Source organism: Streptomyces sp. L7 (assembly GCF_050990935.1).
GTDB lineage: Bacteria > Actinomycetota > Actinomycetes > Actinomycetales > Microbacteriaceae > Leifsonia.
On record NZ_CP194644.1, the window covers coordinates 3,480,854 to 3,500,426 of the forward strand.

Below are 19,573 nucleotides of genomic sequence, written 5' to 3' on the forward strand. Positions count from 1 at the left end.
GCTCTCCAGGGAGTTCACCGCCGGGCGACGGTTTGATCGTTCAAGACAGTTCAGTCAACATAGCTCATCGGCGCGACGATGGGAATCCGATTCGTGCTTGACAACGTCACTTCGCTCTTCGTACTGTTGCCGGACGCGCTGGTTTGAACGCTCAAATCGGCGCCAGCACACGACAAAGGAGTTTGAATGCAACCGAGGACTCGCGCAAGGTTCATCGGAATCGTCGCCGTGGTCGGCGTAGCGGCGACACTCGCCGCCTGCAGTTCGTCGCCGAGTACCGATTCCGCCAACCAGAAGGTCACCGTCCGCGTCGGCGTCTGGGATGGCGGCGGCGGCTTGAAACAGGACGAACAGCTCGCAAGCGAATACATGAAGTCGCATCCGAACGTGACCGTCAAAATGGAGTCGACGCCGACGAACTACGGCACGAAGATCCTGACGGAGCTCGCTGCCGGCGACGCACCCGACATCATGCAGATCGGCGACGGCGACATCTCCATGTTCAAGTCGAAGGGCGTCCTGGCGGATCTCACCCCGTACATCGGCAACAAGAGCGACGGCCTGACGATGTCGGACTACGACCCCGCTCTCATGAACATCGGCAAGATCGGCGGCCACTACTACACGATCGGCAGCGGCACCTCGATGGCCGTCTACGTGAACAAGGACGCGTTCGCGGCGGCTGGTCTCACCCTCCCCACCGCGAGCTGGACCTGGGACGACCTCGAGAAGGACGCCGTCGCGCTGACGAAGAAGGACGCGAGCGGGAACGTGTCCCAGTGGGGTATCCGCTTCAACGGCAACGACCTCCGAACCTATCTGCCGTTCGTCTACGCCTACGGCGGCGATGTCATCAGCAGCAACGGCAAGAAGATCACCGGCCACGCCGACAGCGCTGCGACAATCGCCGGCTGGTCCGAGTACAACAAGCTGATGAACGTGGACAAGGTGTCACCGGGGACGCAGGCAGTCGGCGCCAGCAACGGCAACGACTTCTTCCTCGCCGCCGACGGCAAGAAGGTCGGCCCTGCGGCGATGGAGCTGTCCGGAGACTGGGGCGGCACCGACTACGTCAACGCGGGCATGAACTTCGAGGTGCTCCCCGTCCCGGCAGGCCCGGCCGGCCAGTTCACGACGATGGACTACTCGGGCTACGCCATCAACTCCAAGTCGAAGAACGTGCAGGCCGCCTGGGACTACCTGCGATTCTGGGCGACCAAGGGTCAGGACTCCCTGGCCTCCACCGGGCAGCTCGTCCCCTACAAGCCTGCGCTGACGAAGTACAAGCTCGACACCAGCCCGGCCACGGCGGAGTTCGTGAAGAGCTTCAGCAAGGTCAAGCCGTTCCCCGAGCTGCTCAGCCCGTCGTTCTCTGCGTCGGGCGCCGCGAACGACCTGGTCTCCGTGCTGTCGGACATCCAAACGGGCAACGGGTCCGTGGACGTCGCGAAGGAGTTGAAGGCGGCCGCGCAGAAGGCCCAGTCCGACCTGGACTCGTACTCGGGTCAGTAAATGCCGGACACGCCTCTGATGACCGTGACGGAGGTGGGCGTCGACATCGCGTCGGCGCCCGCCCCCGCCCTCCAGCAGCCCCGCACCCCCGTCGGGCGCACGCCCTCCTCCCGGAGACGGTCCCACCGCCTCCAGCGGAAGTGGTTCTACATCTTCATCTCGCCGTGGATCGTCGGCTTGCTGGCGTTCACGCTGATCCCGATGATCATGTCGCTCGTCCTCAGCTTCATGAAATGGGACCTCCTCACCGCGCCCACCTGGGTCGGCTTCGCCAACTACGCGAAGGCGTTCACCGGCGACCCGCTCGTCTGGCAGTCGCTCGGAGTGACCTTCTACTTCGCTGTGACCTCGATCCCGCTCACTCTCGTCGTCTCCCTTGTGATCGCGATACTGCTCCACCGGCTGCCGCGCGGCTCGCAGGTGTTCCGCACGATCTATTACCTGCCGGTCATCGTCTCGGGCATCCCGGTCACCATCCTGTGGATGTACATCCTGAACCCCGACGGCGGCTTGATGAACCGGCTGCTCGCACTCATCGGCATCAAAGGACCGGGATGGATCTACGACGCCAAATGGGTGATGCCTTCGCTGCTGCTGATGAGCGTCTGGGCGGTGGGCGGCACGGTGGTCATCTGGCTCGCGGGGCTGAGCGGCGTCGACGGACAGCTCTACGAGGCGGCTCAGCTCGACGGCGCCAACAGGTGGCAGCAGTTCCGTCACGTCACGGTGCCGGCGCTTGCGCCGGTGATCACGTTCAACCTCGTCATGGGTGTCATCGGGGCCTTGCAGACGTTCGACCAGGCCTACGTGATGGCCGATGGGACCAGCGGCGCCGGCCCGCACAACTCGATGCTCTTCTACGCCTACTACATCTACAAGAACGGGTTCGAGGCGTTCAAGATGGGGTACGCCTCCGCACTTGCCTGGATCCTGTTCGTGATCATCCTCGTCATCACGCTCTTGATCTTCCGGACGACACCGCTCGGAACGTATAGCGAGGACGACTGACCGTGAACAGAACAACCTCGAACAGGATCTTGCACACGATCACCTATGCGGTGCTGGGCGCCGGGGCGATCGCCATGCTGTTCCCCCTGGGATGGATGGTGCTGACCTCCCTCAAGACCAACAGTGAGATCATCGCGGTGGGGTCGCCGTGGTTCCCGAAGTCACCGCAGTGGGACAACTACTGGCGTGCGTTCACGTCGCTGCCGTTCGGACGCTGGGCACTCAACACGGTCGTCATCACCGCCTTCACCATCGTCGGCGCTTTGGTCTCGAACACACTCGTTGCTTACGGCTTCGCCCGCTTCCGGGTGAGAGAGAACAACATCCTCTTCATGGTGCTGCTTGCCACGATGATGCTGCCCGGCGCCGTGACGATGATCCCTCAGTTCATCCTGTTCAAGGACATCGGCTGGGTGAACACGTACTTCCCGCTGATCGTGCCGGCCTTCTTCGGCAACGCGTTCTTCATCTTCCTGCTGAGACAGTTCTTCCGCACCATCCCGCGGGACTTCGAAGAGGCCGCTCGGCTGGATGGACTCGGGCCGTTCGGGGTGCTCATCCGCATTGTGCTGCCGCTCACACTGCCCGTTCTCACCACGGTGGCCATCTTCCAGTTCAACGGGGCGTGGAACGACTTCATGACCCCCTTGATCTACCTGAACGACAGTTCGATGTACACGCTGTCGCTCGGCATCAACTTCTTCAAGGGCGGCGCGGGGATCACCGAGGTGCCCCAGTGGAACTACCTGATGGCGGCCTCCACCATCTCGCTTCTGCCGAGCCTCGTACTCTTCTTCTTCGGCCAGAAGTACTTCATCGAAGGCATCTCGATCTCCTCGGGAATCAAGTGACCTGCGCCGGTCGGTGCGGGCCGCAGTCGGCCTCCCTCCGTCCGGTCCTTCTCCACACAGAAAGTGTGCAATGAACCTTCAGACGATGTCCGAGCACCGCCCGAATCCCGGGCGAGAGAACTACCTCACTCCCGGGCGCCACATCCAGTTGATCGGATCGCAGAACGGAGGTTTCCCGCCGTTCGGCCACCACGTCCCCAACGAGATGGGCGGCGTGTGGATGCATCCGGTCAAACTGCTGGACGGCTTCTGGCTCGGTGTCCAGACCGACGGTGGCGGCATCGATTGGCTGACCGACGCCGTCCGCTTCAGCAATCACGTCTTCTACAACGCGATGACCTTCGAGCGCGAGACGTACACGGTCGAGCGGCGCGAGTACTCAGCCCAGTCTTTTCCGGGACTGATCGTCGAATTCTCCGTCACGAACCGGACGGCGGAGCCGCTCGAGCTGGACGGGGTACTGGCCGTCCGATCCGACCTGCGTCCGGTCTGGTCCGAAAGCGGCGAGATCGTCGACGCCCCAGACGACGCCTGGGCCGACGCCGGCGACTTCGTCGGACGGGACCGCGAGCAGGAATGGTTCGTACGATGCCGGATTGACGGAGTCGACGGTGAGCTCTCCCTGCCCGATCAGCCGATCGCGGGCGACGAGGTCTTCGGTCCTGGGGCGTCCGGGGTCTGGCAGGTGCCGCTCGCGGTCGCACCGGGCGAAACGAGGACCTTCGCACTCAAAATCACCGGATCGCTCACAGCGGCTGCCGAGACGCTCGACCGCATGAACCGGCTGGCCGACCCGCAGGAGCTGTTCGCCGAGAAGCGCGACCACTACGCCGCTATCCTCGCGCGGTCCGACATCGAGGTGCCGGACAAAGAGCTCGAAAAGCAGTATGCCTGGTCGAAGTGCCACATCGAATGGCTCACCATCTCCTCGGAGCCCGTCGGAACCGGGCTGGCAGCCGGGATCCCGGAATACGTCTGGTGGTTCTCCGTGGACTCGGTCTACGCCCTGAAGGGATGCCTCCCGGCCGGGTTCCACGACCTCGCCGAGCAGACGATCGCCATCATCGACGAAGGGTCGCGGCGGGCCAACGGCAACGGCCGGATCATCCATGAGGAGAACTCGTACGGGGAGGTCGGCAACCGGGGCAACACTCAGGAGACGGCGCTCTTCGTCCACGCCGTCTCCGAGACGTATAGCTGGACAGGGGATCGAGACTGGCTCGCCTCCTACTGGCCGGCCGTCCAGGCGGCCCTCCGGTATCTCCTCGACGACTGCATGCCGGCCGGGAGCCTCTTTCCGGTGGGCAACGGGATCATGGAGGTGCGCGGACTTACCGGCGAACTCATCGACACCGCGGTGTACACCCAGGTCGCGCTCGCCGACGCGGGGAGGATCGCCGCGCTTCTGGGCGACTCGGCGGCCGAGGCGGAGTACTCCGAACGCGCCGACGCGATGGCGACCGAGATCCGTACGACCATGTGGCAGGACGACGACGGCCTCTTCGCCGACATCAGGAGCGACCGCCGGCAACTCCTCGACGTGTTCGACGAGCTGATCGAGTCCGCGCACCGTGACGACCGCCGCGACTTGGTCGCGCGATACACCGAGGCGAAGCGCGGCTTCGTCGCCGACCAGACGGCCGGCGACGGGGACAGCGCCGTTTTCAGTTTCAAGAACTGGGTGATCCTGACCCCGATCGAGATGGGCCTTGCCAGCGACGAGCAAGCCGGCGTCGCTCTTTCCCGCCTCGATTCGCCCGAGTTCGTCGGCGAATGGGGTGCCTACCTCTCGGGAAGCGGCGATGATCGGATCATGACGATCTCGTCGGCTGTCCACATCAACAGCAATCTGGCCTATGGCCGCGCCGATGAGGCTCTGGATGTGGTCCGCCGGGTGATGGCGACCTTCAACCGGTACCTTCCGGGTTCGATCAGCGAAATGTCCCCCGACTACGGTTGCTTCGTGCAGGCGTGGACCGCCTACGCCATGATCGCCCCGGTGATCACCGGGTTCATCGGTCTCCGTCCGGATGCGGGCGCGAAGCGACTGCGGATCGACCCCTGCCTCCCGAGCGACTGGGACTCGCTGAGCGCGAGGAACGTTCTGATCGGAGACGACAGCTTCGACATCGAGGTACGCCGCGAGGGCGACGATTCCTACTCGGTCAGCGTCAGCGGCGCCACGGACGGCTGGACGATCTCGACAGCTCACCCGATGGTGATGGCCGCCCGATGAACAGGGCAGCCGCCTTCGAGCGCGTCATGGGGATCCTGAAATGGATCTGGTATTTCGTGTACATCCAGTTCCTCTTCGTTGTCGGCGCAGTAGCCGGCCTGGTGGTCGTGGGCCTGTTCCCGAGTCTGTACGCCAGCATCCTCGTCTCGCGCGAACTCATGAAGCCGGACGCGGACTACTTCGCGACGGCTCGCTTCGTGAAGATCTATCGCGCGGTCTTCTGGAAGAGCCTCCAGGTCGGGTACACCGGTCTCTTCGCGCTCGCCATCGGCGTCAGCAACATCGTCTACTTCAACCAAATGGAGGGACAGCACGGGTGGGCGTTCTTCGTCAAGCTGCTCTGGCTCGTGATCACCGTGCTCGTCATGTCCACACTGGCACTGGTGTCGCCCACGTTCGTGGACTTCGGCCTCCGCCTGAAGCAGCTACCGCGGCTGATCCTCGCCGGGCTCAGCGACCTTCGCTCGATCGTGCTCGTCGTCGTGGCCGTGGCGGCGCTCGTCGTCGGCCTGGTCTTCCTCACGGGGCTCTTCCTCTACGTCGCGCTCGGTGCGTACATCCTCGCGATCGCCGGGCTCAACGGACGCTTCGAACGTCGACGGGTCTCGTTCACGCGCACGCCCTCGGGCCGGGACCCCATCCGGACCCGCTCGGCGGGGCCCGAGCGTGCTCGCAGTCTGTCGGGCGCCGCTTCGTGATAATTGCTTCGTGGATGGAGGTACGCCCGTGAAGACCGCAGACGAACGGAGCGACAGGCCGAATCGCCTCCCGACGGTCGTCGATGTGGCCCGCATGGCCGGTGTGTCGCGCCAGACCGTCTCCAATGTCTTGAACACGCCGGGGATCGTGCGCTCCGAGACACAGGAGCGCGTCCGCCAGGCGATCGAGGAACTCCGGTATCGCCCGCACGCCTCCGCGCGGCGGTTGCGCACGCGTAAGAGTTCGACGATCGGCGTACGCCTCGACCCGGCGCGCGACGGGATCTCGGGCGCGATCCTCGACCGGTTCCTGCACGCGCTGACGGAGCAGGCAGCCGCCCTCGACCTGCGGGCGCTCCTCTTCACGGCGACGTCTCCGCAGGACGAGATCGACCACTTCTCGCGACTCGCCGACGGCTCGGACGTCGACGCCTTCGTCCTGACGTCGACCTTTCACGACGACCCGCGAATCGAGTGGCTCATGAAGCACGAACTGCAGTTCGCTATGTTCGGGCGCCCCTGGGGCATCGACGATCTCGAGGATCCACGCTATCCATGGGTCGATGTCGACGGCCGCGCCGGCGTGCGCGCCGCGACCGAGTCGCTGCTCGCCCGCGGGCTGACGCGCATCGGCTTCCTCGGCTGGCCGCAGGGCTCCGGCACGGGCGACGAGCGCGCCGGCGGCTGGGAAAGCGCGATGACAGAGGCCGGACACGGCGAGCACCTGAACTCATTGCAGGAGCGGACGGCCGACGCGGTAGCTGACGCGCGCGTGGCCGCTTCGCGGCTGCTTGCACGGGTTCCCGACCTCCAGGCGGTCGTCGCAGCCAGCGACAGCCTTGCGCTCGGCGCCATCGTGCAGCTTCAAGGCTCGCTGCCCGTCGTCGGATTCGACAACACGCCGGTGTCGGAGGCCATGGGGTTCTCGAGCGTCGATCAGCAGCTCGACAAGGTGGCGGAAGCGATCTTGGCCCTGCTGAGCGGCGGCGGCGACGACGCTCCCCGGCATCACCTCATCACACCCAAGCTGATCGAGCGCTCGTCCGAGGTCCTCATCACCCCCATTCGCGTCGCAGAGACCGAGCCGCCCCGGATCGATCGGAAGAATCCTGAGTAACGACACTCCTCAGGCGCCGGATCGTTCCACCGGCGCGGTGCTGACCATCGCCGACGATGACGGGCCGACACCGTTGGCTGCGACTGTCGGCACGGTGCCGGTGTTCCGGGCGTCCGCTCTGTTCGGTCTCGAGGTGGATCGGCATCGCAGAGCAGCGATCACGGGAGCGTCCGTCGACCGGCGCGCGGACGGCTCCGTGACCGTGCGCGGCACCGTCGAGCAGACCGCGCTGTCGGCATGCTGGAGCGCATTGCGCCTCGGTGCACACGATGTGTGGGAGTTCTCGCTGGAACTCGTCAATGCCGGCGACCGCGACGTCGCACTGTCTCGGCTCGACCCGTTCGCAGCCGGGCTCGCCGGTGACGACTGGGCGACACTCGCGTTCCGTTCGGCGTGGGGCGACGAGTTCCGCCCGGAGACCGCCTACGCGGATGGCGACCTGTTCTTCGAGTCCCGCGCGGGCCGGAGCTCCCACGGCTTCGTGCCCTGGGTCGGATTCGAACGGCCGGGAGTGGGTTTCGTGGTGGCACCCGTCTGGAGTGGAAACTGGCACATCGATGTGACGGACGGCGGCGTCGTGTCCGCCGGGATCTCCGACTGGCTGTTCGAGACGACGCTTGCCCCCGGGGAGTCGGTCCGGGCTCCGTCGGTCCTGGTGGCGTTCGGGCCCGATCGCGATGAGGCGGCGATCGGGTTGACGTCAGCGCTCGGCGACGGATTCACGCCCCGTTCCGAGGCCTCCGAGCGGCTGGATGTCGAGTGGAACCACTGGTGGCCGTATGAGGACGTCGGAGTGGACGAGGGCGTGATCGCCGAGAACGCCGGCCACGCAGTGCGAGCCGGGATCCGGCAGGTCACGGTCGACGCGGGATGGTTCGGTCCGGCCGACGGGGGTTCGACCTGGACGAAGGTCCGCGGCGACTGGGACCAGGTGAACACGGTGCGCTTCCCCTCGGGACTCGGGGCCCTCGGCGGCAGAATCCGCGCGACCGGCGCGCGGCCTGGCATCTGGATTGAAGCCGAAGCAGTCGGCGTTGATTCGCTGGTGCGGCGGGAGCGCCCGGAGATCATCGCCCGTGCGGTCGACGGGCGCCGACCCGACCGTTCCTACCGGGCGGAGTCCCAGGCGTTGGACGCCGACGATCCGACCTTCCTCGGTTACGTGTGCTGCGGCTCGGAGTCGGGTCGCAGGTTCGTCGCCGAGAGCCTCGACCGGGTAGTGGAGGTGCTGGGCGCCGAATGGATCAAACTCGACTTCAACATCGATCCCGATGCGGGCTGCACCCGCACCGACCACGGCCACGGCAGCGGAGACGGTCTCTTCCGGCACTATCTCGGCCTCTACAGCGTCCTCGACGAGTTCCGCCGACGGCATCCTGAAGTCGTGCTCGAGTCCTGTGCTTCAGGCGGTCTGCGGCTCGACCTCGGGATGGCCCGGCACGTCCACTGCATCCACCTCTCCGACCCCGACTACACGGAGCACGCCCTCCACGTGTTGTGGGGAGCGAGCATGATGCTCCCCCGGCCACGATGCTGCACTGGTCGTGGTCGCAATGGCGCGGCGAGTACGCGCCTGCGCAACTCGATTTCGGTGAGCTCTCCGCCGATGAGTTCGCGGCGACCCTCCGAGCCGCGATGTTGCACCGTTTCGGAGTCTCTCTGCGCCTTCCGGAGCTGCGTCCGGATCTCGCCGACGTGCTCGCCGAACACGTCGGCGTGTACACGGCGACCGTGGCCGCACTGGTGCGGGAGGGCATCCTCCGTCGCCTGAGCGGGCAGCCTCTCCGCCACGGCCGAGGCGAGCGTCGTCCGGCTTTTCAGCTCAGCTCGCGCGACGGATCGCGCCACCTCGTCGCGGTCTTCAGCCTCCCAGGGGCCGACGATGAGGTCGCCCGGATCCGGCCACGTGCCCTCGAGGCGGAACGCTCGTATCGGGTTTCCGATCCGTTCGGCGCTGCAGCGACGATTTCGACCGGGGCCGAACTGTCTGCTGCGGGCATCGTCGTTCCGGAGAGCGCTGGACGGCTCACCTCCCGGTTCGTCCTCATCGACAGGATCCAGACGTCCCCGAGGCGCCCTCAGCCTCGATCGCGGTAGTCGGGCACCTCGATCCAGGCGCCGTCGCGCATCGCGGACTCGTGAGCGCAGATTCCGGGCGCGGTCCAGGCGGCAGCGCGAAGAGCGTCGACCAGGGCGACCCGGCCCTCCACGATGCTGCTCACGAACTCGTGCACCAGGAACGGATGCGACCCGCCGTGGTGCGCCCCCACCCGAACCGGTTCCGGCATCCCGGGCAGCACGACGTCGGTCGCGCGGACGAACGGGGCGAGCTCGACGGGGAGCCGCTCGGGGAAATCGCGCGGGGCCAGCGACGACGTCTCCACCCGGTTGCCGCGCGTGCCCGCTGCGGGAGGGAACATGTCGTACACGGTGAGGTCGCCGCCGTTGTCGATCGGCCACTCCACGCCACGCCGCTCGCCGTACAGGGAGAAGCCCTCGATGTAGCTTCGGGCGGTCTGGAAGAACGACATCGTGATCTCGGCGAGCACATCGCTGTCACGGAGGGCGAACAGCCCGACCTCTGTCGGGAAGCGGTTGTCGAATCCGCCGCCGGCGTTCTTCTGGGCCAGCCGCCCGGCGCCGCGTGCGCTCACCGACGCGACGGTCGTGTCGAGCAGCGCCAGGATCGGCGACAGCGCGTGCGTCACGTAGTGCATCGGCGGGTAGCCCTGCCAGTAGGTGGGGAAGCCCTCGAGCTCCTGAAGATGGAAGCCCTTGTACAGCGTCAGGTCGCCGAACGCGCCCTCGCGCGCCATCTCGTCCACGGCCAGGTACTCGCGCCCGAAGACCGTGGTCTCCATCATCATGTAGACCCGGCCGCTGCGCTGCTGCGCCGCGATGATCCGGTCGAGATCCTCCAGTGTCGTCGCCATCGGCACCGCGCACGCCACGTGCTTGCCGGCGTCGAGGGCGGCGACGACCATGTCGGCGTGCAGGAAGACCGGCGCGAGGATGTGCACGGCATCGACCGACGGATCGGCGAGAGCGTCCGCGAGCTCGGCGTAGCCGTCGTCGAGCGCGAAGCGGCGGCCGACCTCCCGGCGGCGGTTCTCGTCGGGCTCCACGAGGACGACGCGGTCGACGGCGGGGTGGCAGAGATAGATCGGCACGAAATCCTGGCCGAACCCCAGGCCGACGACGGCGATGGTCAAGCCGGTCATGCGAGAGCCACCTGCACCTCCGGACCGGTAAGGAACTCCACGCCGCCGGTGACGAAGTTGGCGAGGTCGGCGTTTGCCGCCTGACCCTCCGGTGACGACAGCACCGCGTCGAGCGACTGCTTCGACTCGGCATACAGCTCGGCCACGAGCACGTAGGGGCCGTCGTCGTCGATCCAGGACAGGTTCCATCCTGTGAGCCCCGACATCCGCCGGGCGATGGGGATGTGCGATTCCTCGTAGTAGCGTCGGAAGGCCTCTGGATCGGTGGGCCGGCGATACAGGATCGTCATGCGATACACGCTCAGGCCTCCTGTGCGACGCGTGCCGGCACCGAAGAGGGCAGCTCGATGCGGGTGTAGCGGCTCATGTGCTCGACCATGGCGACCTCCGTCGGCATCCGTTCCATGCTGGAGGCGCCCAGGAAACCGTCCACGCCCGGGACGTCGTGGATGACCTCCGCCGCCTCGTCGGGTCCGAAGATCGGGCCGCCGTGGCAGACGATCAGAACGTCGGGGTTCACCTCGCGCGCGGCCTGCATGAGCTCGGCGACCTTGCGCTTGGATTCCTCGAGGCTGAGCGCGGTCTGCGCGCCGATCATGCCGGAGGTCGTCAAGCCCATGTGCGGGACGATGACGTCGGCGCCTGCCTGCGCCATCGCGACCGCCTCATCCGGGTTCGCGACGTAACTCGCCGTGAAGAGATCGAGCGCGTGGGCCTCGGCGATCATGTCCGCCTCCTTGTCGAAGCCCAGACCCGTCTCCTCCAGGTTGGCCCGGATGATCCCGTCGAAGAGGCAGATCGTCGGGTAGTTCTGCACCCCTGAGAATCCGGCGTCTTTGATCTGGCGAAGGAACTTCGGCATCAGGCGGAACGGGTCGGTGCCGCAGACGCCCGCGACGACGGGGATGCGGTCGACGACGGGGAGGATCTCCGCGCCCATGTCGAGAACGATCTGGTTGGCGTCTCCATACGGCATGAGCCCCGCCATGGAGCTCCGACCGGCCATGCGGTAGCGGCCGGAGTTGTAGACCACGATGAAGTCGAGGCCGGCTTCCTCCGAGCATTTGGCCGACAGGCCGGTTCCCGCGCCGCCGCCGATGATCGGCCGCCCGGCCGCGACCTTCGCGCGCAACCGCTCGACGATCTCTTCCCGGGTGCTCGGCTCTGCCCGACTGCTCATTCGTTGTTCCCTTTCGTCCGACCGAGCACGCGGCCCAGTGCGTCGATGACCTCGGCCGAGAAGGCCGGGTCGTTGATGGCCGCTTCGATGACCCGCAGCGGAATGCGGGGGTCGAGGTTATCGCTCAGCGACCGAAGGAGGGCCGCGTCGGCCACCGGGTCGTGGAACGGGCCGCCCTCGACCGAGATCTGCGAGAACCCACGGGCCGGCGCCAGCACCTCCACCGGGCCGGTCGAGGCGTTGAGCCGTTCGGCGATGATGCGTCCGAGCGCCGCGCATTCGGCGGCGTCGGTCCGCATCAGTGTGACCGCGGGGTTGTGCGCGTGCAGGAGTCGGCCGCGGTAACGCGCCGGCACCGTCTCCGGCGCCCCGAAGTTGACCATGTCGAGCGCGCCGAGGCTGACGACTTGGGGCACCCCGGCCGTCGCGGCGGCGGTCAGTCGGTCCGGGCCGGCAGAGCACACCCCGCCGCACAGCTCGTCGGCGAGCTCGGTGGTGGTCAGGTCGGCGACGACGTCGATGAGCCCGGAGGCCACCATCGCCTCCAGTGTCCGGCCGCCGGTGCCGTTGGCGTGGAAGGTGTGCACCTCGGCGCCCTGCGCGACGAGCGTGTCGTGCACGCCCGTGACGCAGGTGGTCGTCACGCCGAACATCGTGCACGCGATGGTGGGGCCGGCCTTCTCGGAAGGGGTCGGGGGCGCCGCGCGCACCATGCCGACGACGGCGTCGGCCGCACGCGCCAGAACAGGGATGCTGATCGCGTTGAGACCGGCGATGTCGACCACCGGGTACAGCATCATCAGGTCGCTCGTCCCGACGTACGGCCGGGTGTCGCCCGCGACGATCGTGGAGACGAGCAGCTTGGGCACGCCGATCGGCAGCCGCGCAGCGACCCGCGCCATGACGAAGCCGGCGTTGGAGCCGCCGAGCACCACCACGCCCGCGACCTCGCCTGCCGCGTGCAGGTCGCGGACGATCTGGGCGGCGCCGTCCGCCATGGCGATCATGGCGTCGCCGCGGTCGCCGCGGTCGCCGCGGCGGACGAGCCCGGCGAGATCGGCTCCCGCCGCCGCCGCGACCTCGGCACGGGAGACATCGGCGGGGAGGCCGGGAGGACCCAGTACGCCGGTGTCGACGAGGAGGGTGGGGACGCCCGCGGCCTCGATCCGGTCGCGCACGAAGCGGTACTCCTCGGCCTTCGTGTCGAGCGCCCCGGCGAGGACGATGCGGGCGGTCACTTCACCGCTCCGAGCGACAGCCCGTTGATCAGCCGGCGCTGCGTGAACAGGAAGACGATCAGCAGCGGCAGCGACGTGAGCACGGCGAGGGCCATCAGGCTGTTCCAGTTGGCGGCATAGGTCGTATTCTGCTGGGCCAGGAGGCCGCTGACCGGGAGGACCGTTCCCTCCGGCAGGAAGTTGATCGCGTACACGAACTCCCCCACGCCGAGATGAAGATGACGCTCATGACCGTGAAGATGCCGTTGGAGAGCATCGGCACCGTGATCGACCGGAACGCCTGCCAGGTGCTCGCTCCGTCGATCTCGGCGGCCTCGTAGAGCGCGGTCGGGATCGAGAGCACGAACGGCCGCAGCAGCATGATGGCGAACGGCAGGAACAGGGCGATGTCCGCGAGGATCAGGCCGGGCAGCGTTCCGAGGATCCCCCAGCTCGCCAGCACGCTGTAGAGCGGGATGACCGTCATGGGCTGCGGCACCATCTGCAGCACCAGGAGCGCTGCGAGCACGACTGCGATGACCCGGGCCCAGAGCGGCGTGATGCGCCGGGCCAGCGCGAACGCGGCCGGCACCGCCACGACGAGGACGGCGAGCGTGACGATCACTCCGATCTGGAGGGAGGTCACGATGGCGCCGAGGCCGGATCCGATCACCTGGGCGTAGGTCGACAGCGTGGGCGTGAAGAGAACCGCGTTGGGGTCCTGCAGCACCTGGGAGTTCGTCTTGAGCGACGTGAGGACGATCCAGATCAGCGGGAGCAGGTAAGCGAGGCCGAGCACGACCTTGAGCACCTGGAAGAGCGCGCTGGTGGGCTTGCCGATCATTCGACGTCCTCCCTGCGGATGCTTCGCACGTACGGCACGGCGAAGATCGCGACGATGAGCATCGAGATGACCGCGATCGTCGCGCCGGTGCTCATGTCGAAGTTCGAGAACGCGGTGTAGTACGACTGCACCGGCAGCGTGTTCGTCGCGGTGCCCGGGCCGCCCTGGGTGAGCACGTAGAAGAAGTCGAAGCTCTTGAACGCGTACAGCACGGTCAGGATCGCGAGGATCCACATGGTGGGCCGCAACAGTGGCAGCACGATCCGGAACCGCGTGCGCCAGTAGCCCGCGCCGTCGATCGCCGCCGCCTCGATGACGTCCTGCGGGATGGCGAGCAGGCCGCCGCGCAGGATGAGCGCGGAGAACGGCAGCGACGACCAGGCGACCACGCCGGCGACCACCCAGATCGCCAGCGACGGCGAGCTGAGCCAGTTGACGTGCGGTAGCCCGACCATCCCGAGGATGGCGTTGAGCGCCCCCGAGTCGTCCAGGAGGAACTTCCAGACACTGCCCGAGACGATCGGCGGAAGCGCCCAGACGAACACCATGATCCCCAGGACGATGTTGGTCACCCGCCCTCGGGTCGAGAGGATCGACGCGGCGAGGAACCCGAGAACCAGGTTGGAGGCCAGCAGCACGACCGCGACGATGATCGTGCGCAGGGTGGAGGCCCAGATCTCGGAGGACCCGAGCACGGTGACGAAGTTGTCGAGACCGACCCAGTGCCACACACCGACGATGTTGCTGGGCCCGACGTCGCTGAAGGCCATCCGCAGCAGCACCAGCAGCGGGTACGCGGCGAAGGCCAGCAGGACGACGACAGCCGGCAGCAGATAGACCAGCGGGACGTTGGCGAGGCGCCGGCGCCGGGAGGGGCGGCGGTCGGCGATATCCCGCCGCCCCTCCCGGGTCTGCTCGCGTTCGAGAACGGACATCAGCAGCCGCCGCCGCCCTTCTTGATGCTGGCGGCGATCGCGTCCTTCGCCGATTGAGCGCCCTGCTCGGCGGTCATCTGGCCCGAGATCACTGCGCTGGCCGCCTTGCCGAGAGCGGTCTGCATGTCGGCGGTGTTCTTGTTGTTGGGCCAGGAGGCGGTGTCGTGCGCGGCGGTCACGAACGGCTGCACGAAGGTGTCGTTCTTGATGGCCGGGATGTCCGCGACATCGGCACGCACCGGGATCGAGCCCGCCTCCTCGTAGACGCTCTGATTGCCCTGCTTCGAGAGCACCATCTGCTCGAGGAACTTCCAGGCGAGGTCGGGATTCTTCGACTTGGAGCCGATCGCGAAGCCTTCACCGCCCGGATACACCTGGCTCTTGCCCCCGGCGGGTGCGGGGAACTGCGTGGTGCCGTACTTGAAGGGCGCCTGCTTGACGTTGCCGAGCTGCCAGTTGCCGTTGAGCCCGAAGGCGTACTTGCCGGTCATGAACTGTTGCCAGGCGGCGTTCTGGTCCCAGGTCGCCGTCGCGAGCGGGAGGTAACCGTTCTTCGCCCAGCCGGCCACCCGCGAGAATGCGTCGTCGACCTTCGACCCCTCGAAGTTGCAGTAGTTCACGCCGACGCCGAGCAGTTGCGGAGCGAACAGCCATGCGCCCTCCACCGTCGGTGCGCCCGACTCGGCGAGGCCCTGGTACTTGCCTCCCGCCTTGATCGTGGCGAGGTCGGCCTGCAGCTCATCGAGCGTCGTCGGCGGCTTCGTGATGCCGGACGCGTCGAGGATGTCCTTGTTGTAGAACATGCCGAGGAGGTTCGTGTAGGACATGAGGTTGTAGACCTTGCCGTCGGTCTTCCAGACTGCGCCCGAGGGGTACTGACCCTTGTCGGCGTACTTGTTCCAGTACGGCGTGAGGTCCTTCATCACGCCGCCGGAGACCAGCGTAGGGTTGTCGACCACGATGTTGTTGATGAAGAGGTCGGGCGTCGTGCCGGTCGCGACCGAGGCGAGCAGCTTCTGATCCTGCTGGCTGCCGACGACCTGTACGAGATCGACCTTGACGTTCGGGTTGTCCTTCTCGAAGGTGGCGACCTGGTCTTTGAGCCAGGTCAGCTGGGTCCCCGAGTAGTACTCCCAGAAGGTGAGGGTGGCCGTGCCCGAGCCGGAGCCCCCGGCATTGGACGAAATGCTGCAGCCGGAGATCGCGAACAGGACGGCTGTCGCGACCGCTGCAATGCGGAGCCGGGTCTTCCTTGTGTTCATGGGGCGTCATTGCTCCTTCGAGGGGTGGGGGTGCGGGTGGGTGCGCTTGCTGGGTCGAGCGTAGGAGAGCTTTATGTTGAATGTCAACATAAATAAGAAAAGAATCTGTTTAAATTGCTGCCCATTACGACATTCGGGTACATTAAGCTCGGCTGCGCACCCACCGCGCACCGACGAAGAGGGGAGTGGGATGACCACCGACGCCACCATCGACACGCTCCCCACGCACGCCCTCGCCGACGGGTCCGGTACGCTCCTGCAGCTCGTCCGATCGGGGCGCGCCAGCACGATCTCCGAGCTCGCGGCAGCGATGGGAGTCTCCCGCTCGACCGCCATCCAGCGAATCGACTTCCTCGTCGCCCACGGACTCATCGCTTCGCAGGCCGCCGTGGCCGGCTCACGCGGACGGCCTGCCGCGCTCGCCCGCTTCAATCCGGGCGCGGGCATCGTCCTCGCGGCGCAGATCGGCATCTCGGGATGCCGGATCGCGGCGACCGACCTGGCGGGAGCTGTGCTCGCCGAGGGCTACCTGACCGTGGAACTCGCGACCGGGCCGCACGCGCTCCTGACCGACCTGGAGGACGCGTTCGACCGGATGCGTGCGGGCTTGCCCGGAACTCCCGTCGTGGGCATGGGCGTCGGCATCCCCAACGACATCGAGCTCGCGAACTACGCCAGAGGTCTCGGCCTGAGCGGAACGGGCTGGGATCGCGAGTACTTCCGCAGCAATCTGCGCGAGCACTTCGACGCGCCGGTGTTCGTCGACCTCGACGTCAACCTGATCGCCCTGGCCGAGTGGCGCAAATCGTGGCCCGATGTCGAGGTGTTCGTCTGCGTGAAACTCGGGACCCTGCTCAACGCCGCCATCATCGTCAACGGAGTGCCGGTGCGCGGCGTGAGCGGACTGGCCGGCGAGCTCGGCCACATCAAGGTCAACGGGGCGACCGAAGCCTGTTCGTGCGGCGGGGTCGGCTGTCTCGATGCGGTCGCCAGCGGCAGCGCGCTGGTGCGCCAGCTCGCCGAGGCCGGCCTCGACGTCGAACACGTGTCGGACGTCGTCCGGCTGGCGCAGCAGGCCGAGCCGCGTGCTGTGCACGCCGTGCGCGAGGCCGGACGGCGCATAGGCGAAGCCCTCGCCTCCGTCGTCAACCTGCTCAACCCCGCCGTCATCGCGACCTGGGGCTACCTCACCGAGGCGGAGACCCCGCTCTTCGCCGGCATGCGGGAGGGGTCTATCAGATGGCCCTCCCCGGATCGAGCGAGCGCCTCACGCTCGAGCGCGCCTCCCTCGGCGACCTCGCCGGCGCGCGCGGAGCCGCGATGCGCGTCATCGACGAGGTGCTCGATCCGGCAGCCGTCGACCGGATGCTCGTGGCCGGGTCGTGGTCCGCCGCGTGGCCGGAGGCCACACAGCGCGCTGCGAGCTGACCGACGCACGATCGCGGATCGGGAATAGACGCACCGGGCACCGAACGCCCCGCTGCTGGTGGCGCGGACGCCCGGCCGCTTAGCATTGGCCCATGCGCGCGATCGTCCAGGACGAGTTCGGCGACCCGGCACGGGTCCTGAAGGTGGAGGAGCGGCCGCTCCCCGAACCGGGAGCGGGGCAGGTGCGGGTGCGCACCGTGCTCTCGCCCATCCACAACCACGACCTGTGGACCATCCGCGGCACGTACGGCTTCAAGCCGACGCTGCCGGCAGGCGCGGGGACGGAGGCCGTCGGCGTCGTGGACGCGGTCGGCGAGGGGGTCACGGCGCTCGCCGCCGGGCAGCGCGTCGTCACCGGAGGCACGTTCGGCGTCTGGGCGGAGGCCTTCGTCGCACCGGCCGGGGCGCTGATCCCCGTGCCGGACGGGCTGAGCGACGAGGTGGCCTCCCAGCTCGTCGCGATGCCGTTCAGCGCGCTCAGCCTGCTCGACTACCTCGAGGTGAAGCCGGGGAGGTCATCCTGCAGAACGCGGCGAACGGGGCGGTCGGGCGGCTGCTCGCGCAGTTCGCGGCGACGCGGCAGGAGAAGGTCATCGGGCTCGTCCGCAGGCAGCACGACGCCGACGCGCTGGCGGCGCAGGGCATCCCGAACCTGGTCGCGACAGGAGCCGACGACTGGCGGGAGCGCGTGCGCGCCCTCGCGGACGGCGCGCCCATCGCTGTGGCCGTCGACTCGATCGGCGGCGAGGCGAGCGGCGACCTGCTGGCGCTCGTCTCGGAGGGCGGCACGCTGGTGTCGTTCGGCTCCACCGGGGGCGAGCCGATGCGGTTGTCGTCCGGTGACCTCATCTTCAAGCAGGCCGTGGTCAAGGGCTTCTGGGGCAGCAAGGTGAGCTCCTCGATGGAGCCGGGCAAGCGCGCGGAGCTCTTCGGCGAGCTGATCCGCGCGGCCGTCACGGGCGCGATCACCCTGCCGGTGGAGGCCGTGTTCGGGTTCGACCAGGTGCGGGAGGCCGTGGAGGTCGCCACCCGCTCCGGCCGCGTCGGCAAGGTGCTGCTGCGCCCCTGAAGCCGGGCACGGCTTCCGCGACACGCCGTCGTCGTGTCGCCCGGATTGGGGGACGAATTCGTGTCCTCCAAATGACCCACAGAACGTTCTTTCTGGCTATGCTCGCCCTGACGCACCGAAGCGTCGAAGTTCCCAGCCTTTTGCCCCGACCCGAACCAAGCGGAAGGACGTCATTGTGAACCCCTCGAACGGCACCACCGTCGACCCCGACAAGGCCGCGGAGCGCGCGCACGTGCTCCTCGAATCCGAGATCACCGCCCGCCTCGACGCGGTGCGCGAACTCGCCAAGCGACTCAACGACCTCGACGGCGCCATCGCCGACTACGTCTCCTCCTGGCAGGCCGCGCAGCGCGCCGGCTGGACCGAAGGCACGCTCTCCGACATCGGCCTGCGCGCACCCGACTCGCTGCCCGCCCCGAGCGGACGACGCTCCGCGGACTCCACGGAGGCCGCTGCTCCCGCCGCCCCGGCGCTCCCGTCCTCTCCCGCGCTCGCCCCGGTCGTCGCGCTGACCCCGCCGCCGGCGCCCGCGCCGGCGCCCGTCGTCTCCGCCCCTGCGTTCGGCCCGGCGCCGACGCTCGGCTCGGTCTCGTCGTTCCCGGGCGGCTCCCCGGCGGTCGTCACCACGCCGTCGCACTGACCCGCGCGCGGCAGCTCGCGCCGCGCCGCAACACCTCGCACCACAGCACCACCTCACCCGAGACAGTCACGTCTACCCGAAGGACACGTCTGTGAACCACCACACCTCCTACGACCGCGCCCACGACGATGCGCAGCGGCTCGCCCGCCGCCACGAACGGGACCTGCACTGGGCCAAGGAACGGCGCCGGCAGCAGGAGCGCGAGATCGTCGCGGCCTCCGCGCTGCTCGCCTCGAGCCCGTGGGCGCTCGCCCGCCGCACCGTCCTGGTCTCGGGCTCCCTGTTGGCGGTGGTCGCCGTGGCCACGGGCTTCGCGACGGCGGCGCACCTCCCCCGGGCTGGCTGCTGATCGCGG

The 19,573-nt window shown here is 67.7% G+C and carries 20 protein-coding genes and 1 pseudogene; 13 read left to right on the plus strand and 8 right to left on the minus strand.

Annotation, left to right across the window (positions count from 1 at the left end):
• Positions 1 to 50: 50 nt before the first annotated feature.
• Positions 51 to 371, minus strand: coding sequence for a hypothetical protein (locus tag ACR5MH_RS17670; protein WP_433862000.1), 321 nt, complete (start codon positions 369 to 371; stop codon positions 51 to 53).
• A 16-nt stretch (positions 372 to 387) separates the two neighbouring features.
• Between ACR5MH_RS17670 and ACR5MH_RS17675 the strand changes: the two genes are divergently transcribed.
• The 8 genes from ACR5MH_RS17675 to ACR5MH_RS17710 all read left to right on the plus strand — a co-directional run bounded on the left by ACR5MH_RS17675 (position 388) and on the right by ACR5MH_RS17710 (position 9,519).
• The gene (locus ACR5MH_RS17675; protein WP_433862001.1) at positions 388 to 1,512 is read left to right on the plus strand and encodes an ABC transporter substrate-binding protein; all 1,125 of its coding nucleotides are present in this window, start codon (positions 388 to 390) and stop codon (positions 1,510 to 1,512) included.
• Complete coding sequence (locus tag ACR5MH_RS17680) at positions 1,513 to 2,520, plus strand: carbohydrate ABC transporter permease (RefSeq protein ID WP_431348380.1); 1,008 nt, start codon at positions 1,513 to 1,515, stop codon at positions 2,518 to 2,520.
• Between the two features lie 29 nt (positions 2,521 to 2,549).
• On the plus strand, positions 2,550 to 3,371 hold the full coding sequence (locus ACR5MH_RS17685; RefSeq protein ID WP_431348381.1) for a carbohydrate ABC transporter permease: 822 nt from the start codon (positions 2,550 to 2,552) through the stop codon (positions 3,369 to 3,371).
• A gap of 70 nt (positions 3,372 to 3,441) precedes the next feature.
• A complete protein-coding gene (locus ACR5MH_RS17690; protein WP_431348382.1) occupies positions 3,442 to 5,607 on the plus strand; it encodes a hypothetical protein in 2,166 nt (721 codons plus the stop codon).
• Positions 5,604 to 6,305: a DUF624 domain-containing protein gene (locus tag ACR5MH_RS17695; protein WP_431348383.1), complete on the plus strand. Its 702-nt coding sequence runs from the start codon at positions 5,604 to 5,606 to the stop codon at positions 6,303 to 6,305. The genes ACR5MH_RS17690 and ACR5MH_RS17695 overlap by 4 nt, the downstream gene beginning before the upstream one ends.
• Before the next feature lie 28 nt (positions 6,306 to 6,333).
• Positions 6,334 to 7,422 carry a LacI family DNA-binding transcriptional regulator gene (locus tag ACR5MH_RS17700; protein WP_431348384.1) on the plus strand — a complete coding sequence of 363 codons (1,089 nt, stop codon included), beginning with the start codon at positions 6,334 to 6,336 and terminating at the stop codon, positions 7,420 to 7,422.
• Positions 7,423 to 7,459: 37 nt separating this feature from the next.
• A complete protein-coding gene (locus ACR5MH_RS17705; RefSeq protein WP_431348385.1) occupies positions 7,460 to 9,193 on the plus strand; it encodes an alpha-galactosidase in 1,734 nt (577 codons plus the stop codon).
• Positions 9,166 to 9,519: a GH36 C-terminal domain-containing protein gene (locus tag ACR5MH_RS17710; RefSeq protein WP_431349452.1), complete on the plus strand. Its 354-nt coding sequence runs from the start codon at positions 9,166 to 9,168 to the stop codon at positions 9,517 to 9,519. The genes ACR5MH_RS17705 and ACR5MH_RS17710 overlap by 28 nt, the downstream gene beginning before the upstream one ends.
• Here ACR5MH_RS17710 and ACR5MH_RS17715 read toward each other — a convergent pair.
• The 7 genes from ACR5MH_RS17715 to ACR5MH_RS17745 form a co-directional block, all read right to left on the minus strand.
• A complete protein-coding gene (locus tag ACR5MH_RS17715) occupies positions 9,501 to 10,643 on the minus strand; it encodes a Gfo/Idh/MocA family protein (RefSeq protein ID WP_431348386.1) in 1,143 nt (380 codons plus the stop codon). The two genes, ACR5MH_RS17710 and ACR5MH_RS17715, sit on opposite strands and share 19 nt — an antisense overlap.
• Complete coding sequence (locus ACR5MH_RS17720; protein ID WP_431348387.1) at positions 10,640 to 10,933, minus strand: EthD family reductase; 294 nt, start codon at positions 10,931 to 10,933, stop codon at positions 10,640 to 10,642. Before ACR5MH_RS17720 ends, ACR5MH_RS17715 begins: the two co-directional genes overlap by 4 nt.
• Before the next feature lie 11 nt (positions 10,934 to 10,944).
• Complete coding sequence (locus ACR5MH_RS17725) at positions 10,945 to 11,823, minus strand: phosphoenolpyruvate hydrolase family protein (RefSeq protein WP_431348388.1); 879 nt, start codon at positions 11,821 to 11,823, stop codon at positions 10,945 to 10,947.
• The gene (locus ACR5MH_RS17730; protein WP_431348389.1) at positions 11,820 to 13,061 is read right to left on the minus strand and encodes a Tm-1-like ATP-binding domain-containing protein; all 1,242 of its coding nucleotides are present in this window, start codon (positions 13,059 to 13,061) and stop codon (positions 11,820 to 11,822) included. Before ACR5MH_RS17730 ends, ACR5MH_RS17725 begins: the two co-directional genes overlap by 4 nt.
• Before the next feature lie 94 nt (positions 13,062 to 13,155).
• On the minus strand, positions 13,156 to 13,884 hold the full coding sequence (locus ACR5MH_RS17735) for an ABC transporter permease subunit (RefSeq protein ID WP_431348390.1): 729 nt from the start codon (positions 13,882 to 13,884) through the stop codon (positions 13,156 to 13,158).
• Entirely contained in the window at positions 13,881 to 14,819 is a 939-nt protein-coding gene (locus ACR5MH_RS17740; RefSeq protein ID WP_431348391.1) for a carbohydrate ABC transporter permease, read from the minus strand. The genes ACR5MH_RS17735 and ACR5MH_RS17740 overlap by 4 nt, the downstream gene beginning before the upstream one ends.
• A complete protein-coding gene (locus ACR5MH_RS17745; RefSeq protein WP_431348392.1) occupies positions 14,819 to 16,081 on the minus strand; it encodes a sugar ABC transporter substrate-binding protein in 1,263 nt (420 codons plus the stop codon). The genes ACR5MH_RS17740 and ACR5MH_RS17745 overlap by 1 nt, the downstream gene beginning before the upstream one ends.
• 190 nt (positions 16,082 to 16,271) lie before the next feature.
• Here ACR5MH_RS17745 and ACR5MH_RS17750 point away from each other — a divergent pair, with 190 nt between their 5' ends.
• The 5 genes and pseudogenes from ACR5MH_RS17750 to ACR5MH_RS17770 all read left to right on the plus strand — a co-directional run bounded on the left by ACR5MH_RS17750 (position 16,272) and on the right by ACR5MH_RS17770 (position 19,567).
• Complete coding sequence (locus tag ACR5MH_RS17750; protein ID WP_433862002.1) at positions 16,272 to 17,537, plus strand: ROK family protein; 1,266 nt, start codon at positions 16,272 to 16,274, stop codon at positions 17,535 to 17,537.
• A 64-nt stretch (positions 17,538 to 17,601) separates the two neighbouring features.
• Positions 17,602 to 17,874, plus strand: a pseudogene (locus tag ACR5MH_RS17755) (alcohol dehydrogenase catalytic domain-containing protein); the annotation flags it as partial.
• A 188-nt stretch (positions 17,875 to 18,062) separates the two neighbouring features.
• On the plus strand, positions 18,063 to 18,578 hold the full coding sequence (locus ACR5MH_RS17760; protein ID WP_433862669.1) for a zinc-binding dehydrogenase: 516 nt from the start codon (positions 18,063 to 18,065) through the stop codon (positions 18,576 to 18,578).
• A 175-nt stretch (positions 18,579 to 18,753) separates the two neighbouring features.
• Positions 18,754 to 19,218, plus strand: coding sequence for a hypothetical protein (locus ACR5MH_RS17765; RefSeq protein WP_431348396.1), 465 nt, complete (start codon positions 18,754 to 18,756; stop codon positions 19,216 to 19,218).
• 91 nt (positions 19,219 to 19,309) lie between these two features.
• Complete coding sequence (locus tag ACR5MH_RS17770; protein ID WP_431348397.1) at positions 19,310 to 19,567, plus strand: hypothetical protein; 258 nt, start codon at positions 19,310 to 19,312, stop codon at positions 19,565 to 19,567.
• The last annotated feature ends 6 nt before the right edge of the window (positions 19,568 to 19,573 follow it).